Source organism: Paenibacillus sp. FSL H3-0469 (genome assembly GCF_038051945.1).
Classification (GTDB): Bacteria; Bacillota; Bacilli; order Paenibacillales; family Paenibacillaceae; genus Paenibacillus_AQ.
In genome coordinates this window covers 1,606,568-1,621,911 of sequence record NZ_CP150302.1, presented here as the reverse complement: position 1 = coordinate 1,621,911, position 15,344 = coordinate 1,606,568, and the positions used below count along the sequence as shown (strand labels likewise).

The following is a 15,344-nucleotide window of genomic DNA, read 5'->3' as shown; positions in this document are numbered from 1 at the left end:
ACGCGATAGCGGCGGTTTTCTCAATGGGTTTGGAACTGAAATTGTGAAATTATAGAAGGGGAAGTAACGGAGGGGATTTTGGAACTGCAGGAGCGATAGCGACCGCCTTTGTCTCCGGATTTCTACCGCGATCAGCGGTTTGAAATCAAGAAATCTGGAGACAACAGCGGCCGAAAGTCCAAAACTCACCGCAGTTACGGTCATCCCTTCTATACGGATTACGATTTTGTTCAAATGAATTGAGAAGTTCAGGCGTGCAGCGGTCAGATCATCAATCTTTAAAAAAGCGGACAGAATGAGGAACAGAAGGTGAAGAGGATATGAGCAGTTTATCAGAGCAGTTTTTGCCGGCTTTTCTGGAAGAGGTCGTCGGTGACCGGTTTGGCCGGTATTCCAAATATATCATTCAGGACCGGGCGATCCCCGATGTACGCGACGGGCTGAAGCCCGTGCAGCGCCGGATTCTGTATGCCATGTACGATTCTGGCAATACGCCGGATAAGCCATACCGCAAGTCAGCTAAAACCGTCGGTGATGTTATGGGGAACTACCATCCTCACGGGGACTCTTCGATCTACGACGGGATGGTGCGGATGGCACAGCCGTGGAAGATGGGGCATGTACTGGTCGACGGACATGGCAACTGGGGTTCCATGGATGATGACCCGGCAGCGGCAATGCGTTATACAGAAGCACGTCTGTCTCCGATTGCCATGGAGATGATGCGCGATATTGAGAAGCGCACCGTTCTGTTCAAGGACAACTTCGATAATACGGCCAAGGAGCCGGTGGTGGTTCCCTCCCGTTATCCGAACCTGCTGGTGAACGGGACGAGCGGGATCTCGGCCGGATTCGCCACAGAGATACCGCCGCATAACCTGCGGGAAGTAATCGATGCCTGTATCGCTGTTATGCAGAAGCCGGACATTGCCCTCGAGGATATTATGACCTTCATCAAGGGGCCGGATTTCCCGACCGGTGGAACCATTATGGGCGGAGACGGCATTATGGATGCTTACCGCAGCGGTAAAGGCCGTATCTATCTGCGTTCCAAGACGGAGATTGAGAACCTGCGCGGCGGGAAGCAGCAGATCGTGATTACCGAGGTGCCTTTCCAGATCGTGAAATCACGTCTGGTAACCTCCATGGAGAACATCCGTCTGGAGAAAAAAATTGAAGGGATCGCCGAGGTCCGCGATGAGAGCGGCCGTGAGGGCCTGCGCATCGTGGTGGAGCTGAAGAAGGAGGCAGATGCACAAGGCGTCTTAGCCTACCTGCTCAAAAAAACCGACCTGCAAGTCACCTACAACTTCAACATGGTTGCCATTGTTAATAAGGCTCCGCAGCAGCTCGGGCTTAAAGCGATCCTTGAAGCTTACATTGCCCACCAGCGTGAAGTGGTCACCCATCGTACCCGGTTCGACCTGGAACGGGCGGAGGACCGTGCCCATGTCCTGGAGGGACTGGTCAAGGCGCTGAACATTCTGGATGAAGTGATCGCCGCCATCAAGGCTTCGAAGAACCGTCAGGATGCCCAGAATAATCTGGTCTGGATGTTCGGCTTCAGCGAACGGCAGGCGGATTCCATCCTTACCTTGCAGCTCTACCGGCTCACTAATCTGGAGATTCACTCCCTTCAGAAGGAGCTGGATGAGATGCTGGCCCGGATTGCTGTGCTCCAGGGGATTCTGGACAGCGACAAGAAGCTGATCGCAGTCATCCGCAAGGAGCTGCTGGAGATTCGTGATAAATACGGGATGGACCGCCGTTCCCTGATTCAGGGCGAGGTGGAGGAGCTTAAGGTCAACATGGAGGTTCTGGTCAATGCGGAGGATGTACTGGTTGCACTCTCTGCGGACGGCTATATCAAGCGGACCGGCATGCTGTCCTTCACCCGCTCGGGCGGGGAGCGCCACTCTTCAGGGGTTAAGGATGGCGATCATATCGTCAAGCTGCTGGATCTGAATACCCGGGAGAGCCTGCTCGTCTTCACCCGCAAGGGCCAATACTTCCTGCTTCCCGTGCATCAGATTCCAGAGTTCAAATGGAAAGAGCCGGGGACGGCCATCGTCAACGTCATCGGACTGAATAAGGGAGACAGTGTCGTCAGTGTGCTGCCGGTCACCAATCTGGAGGACCCGCTGGCCAGTCTGGTCTTCATCACCCGCAAGGGCCAGGTGAAGCGTACCGAGCTCAAGGAGTACTCTACAAGCCGTTCTGGAGCCGTTGCCGCCTGTAAGGTGGCTGAAGGTGATGAGATCATTACAGTGGCGCAGAGCAGGGGTGACAAGGACATCGTGCTGATTACACGTGAGGGGATGAGCATCCGTTTCCGTGAGAATGAAGTGAATCCTATGGGCCGGGTAGCCACAGGTGTAAGGGGAATTCAGCTCCGTGAAGGAGATGAGGTCGTCTCCTGCTTCTGGGTCAGTGAGGATGAAGGCGAGATTCTGGCTATATCCGACATCGGTTATGCCAAGCGCTCTCTGCTGGTGGATTATCCTTCCCAGAGCCGGGGAGGCAAAGGGATGCCAACCTTCGAGTTCAAGGAAGGCAAGCGTGTCCGCCCGAACGGCAGCAGGCTGGCTGGCGCATTCTATTGCAAGGAGCCGCTGGAGCTGACCGCCATCACCCAGAGCGGTGCGGTACATTCCTTCTCTTCCGAGTCGGCACCGATTGCTGAGCGCCGTTCTACAGGCAAGCAGCTGGTTGCCGTTGAGAAGAAGGACGAGATCGCAATTCTTTTTCAGGCCGTCAGGTAAAAATATAATACCGCATGGAATGGCGCGGGCAGCTCAGGAGTAACGGGCTGCCCGCGTTTTTAGTTTCTTAGGAACTGGGGGCTGCTGCGCTGAGGGATGGGCTCCATGCTCCACAGCCAGTGACATTTATAGAGAAATCCTGCAAGAAGTGCAACAATCCTGCCCCACAGAAGCGGTCTATGGTGAAAACCTGCAACAAATGCAACAAATTCAGCGCTAACTTGCCCTAAACACCGAATTTTGTGCAAATAATGCAACATTGCTACAGCAATCCATGCGGACTGGGAGGCCGTTATTTCAGACGTTTAGGCTATTCTGCACGCTCGGCGGACTGAGGTGCTCTTAACTAACTTATTTGCTCTTGTTTTCGGCTCCTCCAGACCCAATAACGGCCACTCAGTCCGCAATCAGCAGAATAGGTGTCTTTTTGGCAATATAAGAGACTCCCAGTCCGGCAATCACCCAAATTATTTAATTCATGCACCCAAAAACCGCGAAGCCTTGCTGCTGTGGTTTTTGGGTGTTCGCAGTCGGATACTTTCAATATTCTTTTATTGCCTTCCTATAGACTCGTATATAAAAGATATGAATCTGTCTATGGGAAAAATCTCATAGATTGTCTGGGGCAAGCAGGTGCGCCTATGGATACAGTTACATCTACAGAAGCAGATGCACCTACGCGAGTGGTTAAAACTGCGGCTGTGAACGGGACAGCCTCTGCTGTGAACGATATTAGCGGCCATTGGGCGGAGCCGCAAATGAGCGAATGGCCAAGATGGAAGTTTCCAGCCTGATGAGGCTATCTCAGGGTTTTCCAAATAGGATGCGTTGCAGAGCATGATTCTGCTTGTTAATGGGAAGAATGAGCTACCGTCCTTTAAAAGGACGGCAAAGCCGTTTCCACTTCATACCTAGAAGATGTGAAAATAACCGGTTCCCCTGACGCTCTCTTAGTTTGCCGCCACCTTTTTTCCCTAAATACTAAATATCTTTACCAAGCAGGCCGGACATGGCTGTAAGCGGAGGAATTCATCGGTTTTCTTACGCAGGTGGGAGTCTGGAACAGGTTCAGATCAGATTTTATTTTTCTGCCTTGAAGGATTTGGAATTTTTCTGGCGAAAAAGTAAATATACCGGATAGAGATCCGCAGGAAAGGAAGGAATAAGTGTGCACTCCACTGAATTCAGTAAAATCTGGCATAAGATATTAAAGGACTATAAGCTACATATGGACAGCAAGCTTGCCCCTACACTGACTGATGCCCAGCTAACCGTACTGGAATTGCTGCAGGAGCGTGATGCGATGAAGCCTTCTGATTTGGCCCCTCATCTGGCGACCAGCCCGGCGGCCGTGACGATGCTGCTTGACCGGATGGAGAAGCATAATCTGATTGTCCGTGAACGTGATGCCTCGGACCGCAGAATTGTCTGGGTGAGTATTACCGAGACAGGCCAGCGGGAGACGCTGCGCGGTCTGAAGGTCCGCAGTGACTTTTTTGCTGAAGCGCTGGACCCCATTTCCTCCCATAACCAGCAGCTGCTGCTCTACCTCATGGGGAAGATGGCGGTTGCCCCGGCAGTGGATGACGCAGCTTCGGTACAGTCCGTATAAGCACCAACTGAGAATTTATATAGGATAACGCAAAAAAGCAGGCTGTCCGTTAAAGGAGAGCCTGCTTTTGAATTTGCGGAGTCCATAGATTCCAGGGATAGGAACGGGGAGGCAGGGAGAGCAGCTCGACTTCCTCTTTGGTCACCGGATGCGGGAACCGGGTGAGTGCAGACCATAAGGCAATCTGCTGTCCCGGTCTATTAACGGCCGCACCGTACTTCTGATCTCCATAGAGCGGACAGCCAATGTCGCTGAGCTGAACGCGGATCTGGTGGGAGCGGCCGGTCAGCAGGTCAATCCTCACCAGCGAATAGCCTTCTGCGGTGCCAATCACAGTATAATCAAGGATAGCTTGCTTGCCGCCCGGCGTTCCCTCCCGGACGGTCTGGACGGTATTGCTTTTAGGGTCCTTCAGCAGAGTATGCTCCAGCCGGGCTTCTGAGCCCGGAAGCTGACCATGCACCACCGTCAGATAGACCTTCTGGAAGGCATGGGTGCGGACACTCTCGGACAGCCGGGAGGCTGCCTTCGAGGTCTTAGCGAAGATCATCGCACCGCCTACAGGCCGGTCCAGCCGGTGAACCAGTCCCATGAAGACGTTGCCCGGCTTCGCGTAGCGTTCCTTCACATCTTCCTTCAGCAGGGTCAGCAGATCCGGGTCGCCTGTAGCATCCTCCTGAACGGGAATATTCACAGGCTTCACAATGCCGAGCAGATGGTTGTCCTCATATAAAATTTCGAACCGGGAGGGGCTGCTGCCGGATGCTCCTGCTGCGCCGTTATTCACTCCGGTCATGGCTTACGCCTCCCAGCGGCCAAGAATCCCGCAAGGCAAATTCATGCCGGAGGCTGTAATCGGCAAGCCGATCTCACCGGAATTCAGCTTGCCGCCATAGCGCTTGCCCATGGTCATCGACAGCATGTTGCGCAGTACGGTTGGCGAGATGCCGGTCGTGTAGGAGTTAATCAGCATGAATAACGGACGGTCGCTCATAATCTCCATGCAGCTCTCCAGGAACGGATAGAGACTGGATTCGAGCTTCCACATTTCACCGCCCGGCCCTCTTCCATAGGACGGCGGGTCCATAATAATGGCATCATATTTGCTGCCGCGGCGCTGTTCGCGCTGGACGAATTTGAATACATCATCGGTAATGAAGCGGAGCGGCTTGTCGGCAAGACCGGACAACGCAACATTCTCCTTGGCCCATTGGACCATCCCTTTGGCCGCATCGACATGCACGACGGAGGCTCCGGCGCTTGCTGCCGCAACAGTGGCTCCGCCGGTATATGCGAACAGGTTGAGGACGGAGATCGGCCGGTTAGCCGCAGCGATCTTGTCCATCATCCAGCGCCAGTTGGCCGCCTGCTCCGGGAACAGCCCGGTGTGCTTGAAGTTCGTCGGGCGGAGGTGAAACTTCAGCTTGCCGTAACTGATTTTCCAGTCCTCCGGTATCGTCTTCTTCATCTCCCACTGCCCGCCTCCGGCTGAGCTGCGGTGATAATGCCCGTGTACATCCCGCCACTTGGCACTCTCGCTGGCCAGCGGCCAGATGATCTGCGGGTCCGGCCGGCGCAGGATAATATCGCCCCAGCGTTCGAGCTTCTCTCCGCCCCCGGTATCGATCACTTCATAGTCTTTCCAATCACTGGCTATATACATTATTAATCCATCCTTCAAAAAGTCATTTAGCCTTCATTGTACAACATTTAAGCCCGCAGCTACAAACAAAATGGTTGCAAAGCTGCGACTATTCCCAGTGTAGCCAACAAGCAGCAGGCGTATAATATTACCAGGAAACGCAGGGCAGATCCGTTTGAAACATAATCATTCGGTAAGCAGAGTGCTTGGTCCATCGAAAAGCAGGCGTTCTGGCGCTTCGTACAGGGATTGTGTATGATCTGAATACAAGGTTACAGCAAAGGAAGGAGACTGCACTCAGATGTATAATCTTTCAGCGCTGTATCATCCGATTACAGCCAATCCGGCCGGGGGCGGCGAGTATCTGCCGGGCAGGCTGCTTCAGCCGTATATCCGCTGCTTCTGGGGATCAGGAGCACAGCCCCCGCCGCCGCAGCGGACGGAGACCATCATACCTGACAGCTGTATGGATATTATATGGGAATGGGATGAGCGGACAGGGGAGTCCGGTGGTATATTTTGCGGGATTAATGACAGTCCGTTCGAGACAGGACAAGCAGCACAGCCTGTGCCTACGCAGCGGTTCGCCATCCGGTTTCATTTTTGGGCCGTTCATCTGTTCGCAGACGAGCCGCTGACAGAGGTACTGAATGTGCATGTTCCGGTAGAGCATTATTTCCGGACCTTCCGTAAGGAGCTGGGAGACAGGCTCCAGCATATCCGTACAATGAATGAGCGCATCGCTGCTGCTGAAGACTTCCTTCTGCGGAGATTGGAACGGGGAAACCGCACCAGTGACGGGATGATGAATGCGGTCCACAGGCTGCTTACATCACGCGGAATCATGACGGCAGGGGCGCTGGAGAGCAGCTCGGGCCTAAGCAGCCGCCAGCTTGAACGGCTGTTCCGGCAGCATATCGGTCTTCCGCCCAAAAAGGTAGCCGATTTAATCCGCTTCCAGAATGTCTGGCGGGACCTTTACCGTTCTCCGCAGACCAAGGGAGTAATGCAGGATATTGTGTTCACCTACGGGTATAGCCATCAGTCGCATTTGATCAACAACTTCAAGAAATTCGCGGGCAGAACTCCGATGGATGCGTTGAGCCATGCCCGGCGCTGATGTCGTTTTTTTGCAATACAAGCTATTCATGCAGAAGTACAATGAGCATAGAACGGCTGACAGCAGCCCGATCACATCACAGGCAATGAAGGGAAGGATATCATTATGATCACAACATTTGACGGCATTAATCTGTACAGCAAAGATCCGGCGGCGCTGGCGGCATTCTACTCAGAGGTACTGGGCATTCCGGTTCCATTCGAGGGCTATGGAGAGTCTGACGGTGCCAAAATTGCTTTCGAACGCAGCCAGCCCGGCATCATTATCTGGAACGCAGCCAAATGGGAGAATCTGACGACAGGCACTGTTAATCTGGTGTTCTCCTGCGGCAGTCTCGACGAAACATATGAGCAGCTGAAGGCGAAAGGACTGGATTGCCATCCCCCGGCAACCATGGAGTACGGCGGTAAAGAAATGAATTTCCGTGATCCCGACGGCAATGGTATTACGTTGCTTGAAGGCGGATATTAATCGTTCCACACAGAATATTAACAATAGTATTATTGAGCGGCGTCAGTTCCGGGCAGAAGTTATGTCCTGGACTGGCGCTGCTTGTGTTATCCAGGCAAGTGTGTCCAGGCAAGGAGCAGGTGGACTTTTATATTGACAATGATAATCATTATCAAATAGAATGAGGGTAATACAGCATGAAGTAAGCGAGTGCGGTCGATAATACATTACATTTGTACCCTGGGAGGATTAAAGTCATGGCTAAAGTGCTAGTGGCATATGCCAGCTTGACTGGCAATACGGAGGAAATCGCTGAACTGATCGTGGAAGGAATACGCGCGGCAGGCGGAGAGGCGGTTCTGAAACCGGTCACCGACTGCAATGCGGATGAGATAAAAGCTTATGAGGCTGTACTGCTGGGTGCGTACACCTGGGGAGACGGCGAACTGCCGGATGAATTCCTGGATTTCTATGAAGAGCTGGATGAGCTGGATCTCAGCGCCTGTAAGGCGGCGGCCTTCGGAAGCGGAGACACCGGGTATGAGATCTACTGCGGTGCGGTGGATCAGATTGAAGAGAAGCTGAAGGAGCGCGGGGCCGAGATTGTGCAGCCCAGCCTGAAGATTGAATACGGTCCGAATGCAGCGGAGAAAGAGGCATGCCGCACCTACGGACGCCAGTTCATCGAGACCTGCGCGGCGGTCTCTTAAGGATGGGCGCAGCGGCAGGAGACTTCACAGGAACGAAGCCGGATGCGGAAGCAGGCCGGTATAGACGCCTGAATGATTACCGCATGGAGCACATCATGCTGGGCGGGGCCGAGGCGGACGGCAGCGGAGCTCCCGCTACCGGACTTCCCCGCTGGAGACAGCAGGTTCAATATGCAGTCGGACATACGCTTAATGACTTCTACGGTCTCCGGCCCGAGGTGCGCCGGGAGACGCCGGTCCAGTTTCTGCTGGAGCGCCGCTGGCCGCCGAAGGGCAACGCTTTTCCTTCGCTGATGCATTACTGGGATGTGAAGCAGGCGGTGGCCGATGAGCTGATGCGGATTGTCGCGGGCAGTTTCGCCCGGGAGATTCCGGTGATGCGCTTCGAGCAGTGGCATGTTCCTGTCCGGGAGCTTGAGATTGAGCTGGCGGTGATTTTTCAGCTGGCCTGGAATTCGGAGCTTACGGAGCGCAGTCTGAATATCCAGAAATTCATGGTACACGCCGATCAGCAGGTCATTACCGGATTTCTGCATATGGCGAATCTGTTCTGCCATAAGGCTTACGGGAAGCCGGCGGAGACGATCGCCATCTACTCGCTGCTGGATGGCCGCAGGCAGCTGTTCGATGGGGCAGACATGCCGCTGCAGGAGTCGCTGGATTATGTGCGCCTGCTGTCTGTCTTCCTGGAGCGGGAAGAGCAGGCAGCAGGATGCGTGAAATGCAGCAACCGCCGCAGTGACCGTGATGAAGCCCAGGTGCGGGGCTACGGACTGATGTAAAAGCAGACGAAGAGTGTGACAAGATAAAGAAAGCATCTCCTTCAGAGTCATTTGACCATGAGGGGATGCTTTTTGATTGTTTAGAAATTGTATGTGAAAAACAGCATACATTGTGCTGGTGCGCAGGCGTATGGGCCGAATGTATGCGAAAAACAGCATACATTGCGCTGGTGCGCGGACGTCTGGGCCGAATGTATGTGAAAAACAGTATACATTATGTTGGTGCGCAGGTGTGTGGGCCGAATGTATGTGAAAAACAGCATACATTCAGCCTACACGCAGCCGCTTGGCCCCAATGGTGCCTCTTAAAATACTCGTCCAGGCTAGCTGTTCAAAGGATAGGTGTAATAATCCTGCTGGTTAAGCACGACGAATCCGCAGCTCTCATAGAGCTTCAGCGCATTCGGGTTATCCAGCGCCACCTCCAGATTTACTCCGTTATAATTCCGCTGCTCCCGCTCGATAGTCTGCTGGAGGGCACTCCGGCCGATGCCGAGACCGCGCAGCTTCTTGTCCACCGTAAATCCGTAGATCCAGGTTTCGTTGTTCTCCGACCACAGGCGCATTTTCCCGGCGGGCTGGCCGCTTAGCTCAATGATGATATGCTCCTGTGAGCCTTCCTGTTCGTGCAGCTCATACATTTCAGCGGCGTCCTCTTCGGTCATCTGGAACCCGTCGCAGTCGAAGGCGATGAGCAGAGGCGTCTCCTCAGGGCGTGCAGGCCGGAGCAGCACATTGCCGGAGGCTGAGCTGGCCTCTGAGGCTCTAACCTTGCTCCCTGCGCCATCCCATTTCATCTGAAACTCAGAATGGCTGAAGGCAACCGGCAAGGTCTTCAGATAGGCATTCCCTGAAGCCGAAGCTGCAGGGGTGTTCAGCAGCAGTGACTTCGTCTTCCCCCGGCGGATGACGGCCTGAGCCTGCTCCCAGAGGGAGCTGAAGATCCCCCGGCGGCGGTAGCCCGGCCGGACCATGCCGCATACCTCCATATCACCGCCGATGCCGTACAAGCCGATGAATCCGGTCAGCAGCTCCCCTTCGTAGGATAACACCCACTCCGCACCGCCGGCTTCTCCCGGATGACGCAGCATGTCCCAGTTCAGCTTCAGCGAGATTCCTTCATATTGCTCGCAGCGCTGCTGCAGCTCTTCAATCTGTTTCAGTGTATCTGTATTCGTCAAACGATCTTCCTCCTATTTGAGCACATCCTTGTATTCCGTGTGCTTCTCGAATTGATGGGCCGCATACGGGCACACCGGTACAATCTTGACACTCTGCTCACGGGCCAGGTCAACGACCGCCCGAACAAGCTTCTCTCCCGCGCCCTGGCCGCGCAGATCTTCGGAAACAAAGGTATGGTCAATCACCAGATTCCCTGTGTTCTCTTCGGTTCTGTATGTAATCTCGGCCAGGTCTTTTCCGTCACCAGCGATATAGAAACGTCCTTCTCCCTTTGCGATTTTATCCATCTTATAACCTCACTCCATTCCGGTATAGTGCCTTTATTTTACTACCCTGTGCGGCAAAAAGCGAGAAAGGGGAAGAGAGGTACCGGAGTTCGTTTACAGCAGGTTATTTAGCGTAATTATTTATAAATATGGATCTCGCTTGAAAATTACCCTATTTTGACTTGTTTATTTCCCGGTGCTATACTGATTCCATAGCAGGCAAATATGGTTAATAAGAGACTGATTAGACATAAGAGCTAATTGGTCTTGTTTTTTAATGCAGCTATGCTGACACTACTTGGCGTACGCCGCCCCGGGCGTCTTACCCGGCTTTACGAACGAAGGGCGTATCGCTCAAAAAACTATTAGGAGGAAATATCATGAATACCACAGTACGCTTGACTGAAAGATCCGGATCGAATTCTTCCCAGCGCAGTAAAGGTTTTGTACCGGTTGTAGTATACGGTGCAGGTTCAGATACCCAGTCCTTCTCAGCAGATGCCAAAACCCTTAATGATATTCTCGGCAAAAACCCGCGTGCCATCCTGAAGGTGGAATTCCCGGGCTCCGGCTCGAAGAATGCGGTTATTCAGGAAGTGCAGCGCCAGCCGTTATCCCGTACATTGCTTCATGTAGATTTGCAGCAGATTGATATGAAGGCGGAACTGGATACCAAGGTGGCCTTCAACTTCACCGGCGACCCTGCCGGCGTCAAGAGCGGCGGCGTGCAGCAGATTGAGCTGTACGAGCTGGACATCCGCACTCTGCCGGATAAGCTGGAAGCTACCTTTGATGTAGATATCAGCGGCCTGGAGATCGGTGATCAATTGCTGGTATCCGACCTGCCGAAGCATGAAGGCTGGGAGATTCTTACCCCTGAAGATACGCTGATTGTACGGATCTCGCCTCCGCTCGTGATGGAAGAGCCGGCTGATGAAGCTGCTGCCGCACCAGCCGAGGAAGCAGCCGAAGCTGAGAAGTCTGAAGAATAAGACTTTTCTGGCTGCAGCCATCGAATCGTTATAAGCAGAGCACTCCGCAGATAGCCTGAGATAACGGCTGTATGGAGAGTCATAGTCTTTGATCACCCAGGAGCAGACATATCCTTAGCAGGGAATGGTCTGCTCCTTTTTGCAGAAGCGGGAATCCCGAACATCGTGGACTTACATATGAGAGAGTAGGAGAGTGCATTCATGAATCCTAATATAATTAAGCTGGTAAGCGGCTCCAATGCGAAGCTGGACGAGGCTTCCACCCAGGCAACCGTGAAGATATCCTGCAGCAGTTCTCCGGCTATTCTGGATATCAGCTGCTTCATGGTGGGCGAGAACGGGAAGGTACCATCCGATGATTTCTTTATCTTTTATAATCAGCCGGCTGACCCCAAGCACACGGTCGTATTCAATTCTATTGATAAATACAGCGGGGAGTTCGCTATAGATTTGCGTGCGCTTAGCGCCTCGGGCATCGATAAGTGTGTCTTCGCGGCTACGCTGGACGGCCCCGGAACCTTCGCCGATGTCAGAGGCTGCAGAATCAGCGCGGCAGGGAAGGATACGGAGCTGGTGTATGAGATTGTGGAAGGCAACGCCGAGACCTCGCTCGTGCTGGCAGAGCTGTACCGCCATGGCGGGGGCTTCAAGCTGCGCGCGGTCGGACGGGGCTTCCATGGCGGACTGAAGCCGCTGGCGGAAGCGCATGGGGTCGAGGTGGAAGACGAAGCGCCGGAGAACGGCAGCGGAGCACAGGCTCAATCGGTGTCAGGCCATACCGAAGCAGCGGCTACCTACAGCGGACCGCCTAGGGATACAGTCCAGGAGGAGGCTCCCCGGCCGGCACTGAATTTGACGAAGATTGACCTTCTGAAGCAGCAGGTAGGAATTTCACTGCGCAAGAAGAATCTCGAACAGGAGAAGGCAAGGGTGGCCGTGGTGTTCGATGCCTCTGGCTCTATGGCGCAATTATATGCGAAGGGAGTCGTGCAGCGGGCTTTTGAACGGGTGCTGGCTGTGGCGGCTAAGATGGATGATGACGGGATGCTGGATGTCTGGTTCTTCGCCACTAAGAGCAAAAGAATGCCAAGCGTGAATGAACACGGCTATGAGGATTATGTGAAGCGGACCTATCCGGGACCGAAGATGTTCGGGGGACTGGGCATCGGGAACAACGAGCCGGTGGTTATGGCGGATCTGATCAAGAAGTATACGAAGGAGGAGCCGGGCGATCTGCCGGTCTATGTGGTGTTCTTCAGCGACGGGGGCATCTATGAGACGCCCAAAATATCGAAGCTGCTGATCCAGAGCTCAAAGCATAATATCTTCTGGCAATTTGTAGGGCTGGGGAATGCGGATTATGGCGTACTCCGTGAGCTGGACGATCTGCAGGGCCGTTATGTGGATAATGCCGACTTCTTCGCGCTGGATGATCTGGACGAGGTTAGCGATGAGGACCTGTATGACCGGCTGTTTAACGAGTACCCGAAATGGCTGCGTGAAGCCCGGCAGAAGGGCGTTGTGCGTTCATAGAATGGAGTATAGAGGGCAGATCCGAAGCCGGGGAAGGGCTGGAATCTGCTCTGTTTTTTGAAAATATAAGAAGTTATAGGTTTCACACGATAACTTATCCTTCTATTTCTTGCTGAAACGGTACCGTCCTTTAAAAGGACGGCTATGCCGTTTCCACTTGTGCATGAGTGGAGAGGAGAAGCCGCTGTTGAACAGGAGGGGGAGTTTCAGGATGCTTGTCAGTTTACAACGTAACAGTGTTATGTTACGATGAGTGCGAGGAGTGGTGATATGGAAGAGGATTTAATCTCCAAAAAGGAGCTGCTCGATGAGACAGGAATCTCTTACGGGCAGTTATACCGCTGGAAGCGGAAGCAGCTGATTCCTGAAGAGTGGTTCATCCGCAAATCTACCTTCACGGGACAGGAGACCTTTTTTCCGCGGGAGCGGATTTTGGGGCGGGTGCAGCATATTTTACAGAAGAAGGATGATCTCTCTCTGGATGAATTGGCAGATAAGCTGTCAGAGCCGGCATCCCCGTACAGAATAAGGTTAACCTTATCCCAGTTAAAAGAACGTAACATTGTTTCGGTAAGCAGTCTGGAGCGGTTCGGAAAACCGGAGGCTGAGGATCTACCGCTGACCTTCGAGCAGATTCTGAATGTATTTGCGGCCGATTGGCTGCTCAGCAAGGGGGAGCTCAGCTGGGAGGAAGCAGACCGGCTCTATCAGACGCTGGAGAGTCATGCGCCGGGGTATGGGGAGAAGGGGTGGGAGCTGTTTTTTGTGCGGAAAATGGGGGTTAGCTTCTTCATTATGGCGCTGCCGGATGCGGGGCTGGCCTTCGATGAGGGGGTACGGCTGGTGAGCAGGCTTCGCTCTGCCGATCTGGCGGAACATCTGAATGGGCGCTTAAGTGAAGGCAACAGTCAAGAGTAAGGAACAGTACACCACAGGAGGCTGAACCATGGAGAAGAATGAACTGCCGGATCTGGTGATGGATGGGGTCAATACGGCTGCCGGAGGCAGATATCACAGCGTGAATATCAACGGCGTCAGTAAAATTAACGGAGCGCTCCACGCACATACCTATAGTTGCGACGGCGTGATGAAGCAGAAGGGCGACCTCACAGCCGATGAGCTGGAGATGAACGGAACTCTCAATCTGAAGGGCAATCTGCAGGTTGGTGAAATGAAGCTGAATGGAGTAGTGAACGGTGAAGGCAGTCTGCGGGGAGAGCGCTGTGTAATGGACGGGATGCTGAAGCTGAAGGGCGATTGTGAGCTGGAGGAGCTGACCGGTGAAGGGGTATTCACAGTGGGTGGCCTGCTTAGTGCGGGCCGGATTGAGTTCGGGCTACAGGGTCACTCGGAAGCAGGGGAGATTGGCGTAGAGAGCCTGGTGATCCGTAAAAAAGGCAACGCTGCTTGGGGCAAACTGCTAGGCGGGATGATTCCCAAGCTCAAAATCGGGCTGCGGGCCAAGCTCATCGAGGGCGATACGCTAGATCTGGAATACACGAATGCAGATGTAGTTAGAGGCGGTACGGTCATTATCGGGCAGGGCTGCTCGATTGGCCGGGTGGAGTATAGAGCGGGACTGACTGTACATCCCGGTGCCCAGGTGGGAAAGGAGGAGAAGATCGGTGAATGAAGCGGTAGAACGTCATGACCTGAAGATACTCGGGACGTCGAGCTCTGTCGGCGGAGTTTTTAAGGATGTGAAGGTGACGGGAGAGTGTACCTTTGGCGGGGATGTAGATTGCTATAAGCTGGCGCAGACCGGAGAGGTTGCCATCAAGGGGAATCTTCGGGCGCAGGATATCAGAATCACCGGTGAGTGTGAGGTCAAGGGACGGGTAGACTCAGCCAGCCTGCGCGGACAAGGAGAGCTTAAGGCAGGCGGCGGGCTGCGGATTGAGGATATCAGGCTGACCGGCGGGATTATAGTTACGGGCGATTGTGAAGCAGAGCAGGTGCAGCTTACCGGAATCCTGGAGGTCAGCGGCCTGTTGAATGCGGAGAAGCTCGACCTGACCTTATTCGGCCCTTGTAGAGCGGATACGGTCGGCGGCGGAGGGATCTCGATCAAGCGCAGCCGTTCCGGCGCGTTGCTCAGACCAGGGAAGAAGATGAGCTTCACGGCCCGCCTGATCGAAGGGGATCAGATTGAGCTTCAGCATACGCAGGCGCAGACCGTGCGGGGCGGAAGCGTTGTGATCGGGCCCGGCTGTGAGATTGATACGGTGGAGTACCGGGAGCTGCTGGAGGTTCATAAGAGCTCAATCGTACGGCACACAGTGAAAATGTAGCG

The 15,344-nt window shown here is 53.9% G+C and carries 16 protein-coding genes; 12 read left to right on the top strand and 4 right to left on the bottom strand.

Annotation, left to right across the window (positions count from 1 at the left end; all coding sequences use genetic code 11):
- Nucleotides 1–320: 320 nt before the first annotated feature.
- From gyrA to NSS83_RS07155, 3 genes are all read left to right on the top strand, one after another.
- Nucleotides 321–2,762: a DNA gyrase subunit A gene (gyrA, locus tag NSS83_RS07165; protein WP_341185025.1), complete on the top strand. Its 2,442-nt coding sequence runs from the start codon at nt 321–323 to the stop codon at nt 2,760–2,762.
- Nucleotides 2,763–3,403: 641 nt separating this feature from the next.
- Nucleotides 3,404–3,556, top strand: a complete 153-nt coding sequence (locus NSS83_RS07160) for a hypothetical protein (RefSeq protein ID WP_341185026.1) — start codon at nt 3,404–3,406, stop codon at nt 3,554–3,556.
- 374 nt (nt 3,557–3,930) lie between these two features.
- A complete protein-coding gene (locus tag NSS83_RS07155) occupies nt 3,931–4,374 on the top strand; it encodes a MarR family transcriptional regulator (protein WP_036732955.1) in 444 nt (147 codons plus the stop codon).
- Between the two features lie 49 nt (nt 4,375–4,423).
- On the opposite strand, the gene NSS83_RS07150 is transcribed toward NSS83_RS07155, so the two are convergent.
- Together NSS83_RS07150 and NSS83_RS07145 are read right to left on the bottom strand one after the other, a co-directional pair.
- Nucleotides 4,424–5,170: an RluA family pseudouridine synthase gene (locus NSS83_RS07150; protein ID WP_341185027.1), complete on the bottom strand. Its 747-nt coding sequence runs from the start codon at nt 5,168–5,170 to the stop codon at nt 4,424–4,426.
- Nucleotides 5,171–5,173: 3 nt separating this feature from the next.
- The gene (locus NSS83_RS07145) at nt 5,174–6,037 is read right to left on the bottom strand and encodes a class I SAM-dependent methyltransferase (protein ID WP_209869861.1); all 864 of its coding nucleotides are present in this window, start codon (nt 6,035–6,037) and stop codon (nt 5,174–5,176) included.
- Nucleotides 6,038–6,317: 280 nt separating this feature from the next.
- On the opposite strand from NSS83_RS07145, the gene NSS83_RS07140 reads away from it, so the two are divergent.
- The 4 genes from NSS83_RS07140 to NSS83_RS07125 all read left to right on the top strand — a co-directional run bounded on the left by NSS83_RS07140 (nt 6,318) and on the right by NSS83_RS07125 (nt 9,078).
- The gene (locus tag NSS83_RS07140) at nt 6,318–7,136 is read left to right on the top strand and encodes a helix-turn-helix domain-containing protein (protein ID WP_341185028.1); all 819 of its coding nucleotides are present in this window, start codon (nt 6,318–6,320) and stop codon (nt 7,134–7,136) included.
- 105 nt (nt 7,137–7,241) lie between these two features.
- Nucleotides 7,242–7,607 (top strand): VOC family protein, encoded by a 366-nt coding sequence (locus NSS83_RS07135; protein ID WP_341185029.1) that lies wholly within the window; start codon nt 7,242–7,244, stop codon nt 7,605–7,607.
- Between the two features lie 236 nt (nt 7,608–7,843).
- Nucleotides 7,844–8,296 (top strand): flavodoxin, encoded by a 453-nt coding sequence (locus NSS83_RS07130; RefSeq protein WP_341185030.1) that lies wholly within the window; start codon nt 7,844–7,846, stop codon nt 8,294–8,296.
- Nucleotides 8,245–9,078 (top strand): hypothetical protein, encoded by an 834-nt coding sequence (locus NSS83_RS07125; RefSeq protein WP_341185031.1) that lies wholly within the window; start codon nt 8,245–8,247, stop codon nt 9,076–9,078. The genes NSS83_RS07130 and NSS83_RS07125 overlap by 52 nt, the downstream gene beginning before the upstream one ends.
- Nucleotides 9,079–9,401: 323 nt before the next feature.
- Here the strand turns inward: NSS83_RS07125 and NSS83_RS07120 are convergent, their stop codons facing one another.
- Together NSS83_RS07120 and NSS83_RS07115 are read right to left on the bottom strand one after the other, a co-directional pair.
- The gene (locus NSS83_RS07120; RefSeq protein ID WP_341185032.1) at nt 9,402–10,259 is read right to left on the bottom strand and encodes a GNAT family N-acetyltransferase; all 858 of its coding nucleotides are present in this window, start codon (nt 10,257–10,259) and stop codon (nt 9,402–9,404) included.
- Between the two features lie 12 nt (nt 10,260–10,271).
- Nucleotides 10,272–10,547, bottom strand: coding sequence for a GNAT family N-acetyltransferase (locus NSS83_RS07115; protein ID WP_341347960.1), 276 nt, complete (start codon nt 10,545–10,547; stop codon nt 10,272–10,274).
- Between the two features lie 359 nt (nt 10,548–10,906).
- Here NSS83_RS07115 and NSS83_RS07110 point away from each other — a divergent pair, with 359 nt between their 5' ends.
- The 5 genes from NSS83_RS07110 (at nt 10,907) to NSS83_RS07090 (ending at nt 15,342) form a co-directional block, all read left to right on the top strand.
- A complete protein-coding gene (locus NSS83_RS07110) occupies nt 10,907–11,518 on the top strand; it encodes a 50S ribosomal protein L25 (protein WP_341185034.1) in 612 nt (203 codons plus the stop codon).
- 201 nt (nt 11,519–11,719) lie between these two features.
- Nucleotides 11,720–13,051 carry a VWA domain-containing protein gene (locus tag NSS83_RS07105; RefSeq protein ID WP_341185035.1) on the top strand — a complete coding sequence of 444 codons (1,332 nt, stop codon included), beginning with the start codon at nt 11,720–11,722 and terminating at the stop codon, nt 13,049–13,051.
- Between the two features lie 270 nt (nt 13,052–13,321).
- Entirely contained in the window at nt 13,322–13,969 is a 648-nt protein-coding gene (locus NSS83_RS07100; protein ID WP_341185036.1) for a DUF4004 family protein, read from the top strand.
- 28 nt (nt 13,970–13,997) lie between these two features.
- Nucleotides 13,998–14,684 carry a hypothetical protein gene (locus NSS83_RS07095; protein WP_341185037.1) on the top strand — a complete coding sequence of 229 codons (687 nt, stop codon included), beginning with the start codon at nt 13,998–14,000 and terminating at the stop codon, nt 14,682–14,684.
- A complete protein-coding gene (locus NSS83_RS07090; protein WP_341185038.1) occupies nt 14,677–15,342 on the top strand; it encodes a hypothetical protein in 666 nt (221 codons plus the stop codon). Before NSS83_RS07095 ends, NSS83_RS07090 begins: the two co-directional genes overlap by 8 nt.
- Nucleotides 15,343–15,344: the final 2 nt, after the last annotated feature.

Excerpts from the sequence above, each read along its gene's own strand:
- NSS83_RS07160 (WP_341185026.1), top strand. The coding sequence starts at position 3,404 with ATGGATACAGTTACATCTACAGAAGCAGATGCACCTACGCGAGTGGTT.
- NSS83_RS07105 (WP_341185035.1), top strand. The coding sequence starts at position 11,720 with ATGAATCCTAATATAATTAAGCTGGTAAGCGGCTCCAATGCGAAGCTG.
- NSS83_RS07100 (WP_341185036.1), top strand. The coding sequence starts at position 13,322 with ATGGAAGAGGATTTAATCTCCAAAAAGGAGCTGCTCGATGAGACAGGA.
- NSS83_RS07110 (WP_341185034.1), top strand. The coding sequence starts at position 10,907 with ATGAATACCACAGTACGCTTGACTGAAAGATCCGGATCGAATTCTTCC.
- NSS83_RS07135 (WP_341185029.1), top strand. The coding sequence starts at position 7,242 with ATGATCACAACATTTGACGGCATTAATCTGTACAGCAAAGATCCGGCG.
- NSS83_RS07115 (WP_341347960.1), bottom strand. The coding sequence starts at position 10,547 with ATGGATAAAATCGCAAAGGGAGAAGGACGTTTCTATATCGCTGGTGAC.
- NSS83_RS07145 (WP_209869861.1), bottom strand. The coding sequence starts at position 6,037 with ATGTATATAGCCAGTGATTGGAAAGACTATGAAGTGATCGATACCGGG.
- NSS83_RS07140 (WP_341185028.1), top strand. The coding sequence starts at position 6,318 with ATGTATAATCTTTCAGCGCTGTATCATCCGATTACAGCCAATCCGGCC.
- NSS83_RS07130 (WP_341185030.1), top strand. The coding sequence starts at position 7,844 with ATGGCTAAAGTGCTAGTGGCATATGCCAGCTTGACTGGCAATACGGAG.
- NSS83_RS07095 (WP_341185037.1), top strand. The coding sequence starts at position 13,998 with ATGGAGAAGAATGAACTGCCGGATCTGGTGATGGATGGGGTCAATACG.
- gyrA (WP_341185025.1), top strand. The coding sequence starts at position 321 with ATGAGCAGTTTATCAGAGCAGTTTTTGCCGGCTTTTCTGGAAGAGGTC.
- NSS83_RS07150 (WP_341185027.1), bottom strand. The coding sequence starts at position 5,170 with ATGACCGGAGTGAATAACGGCGCAGCAGGAGCATCCGGCAGCAGCCCC.
- NSS83_RS07125 (WP_341185031.1), top strand. The coding sequence starts at position 8,245 with ATGCCGCACCTACGGACGCCAGTTCATCGAGACCTGCGCGGCGGTCTC.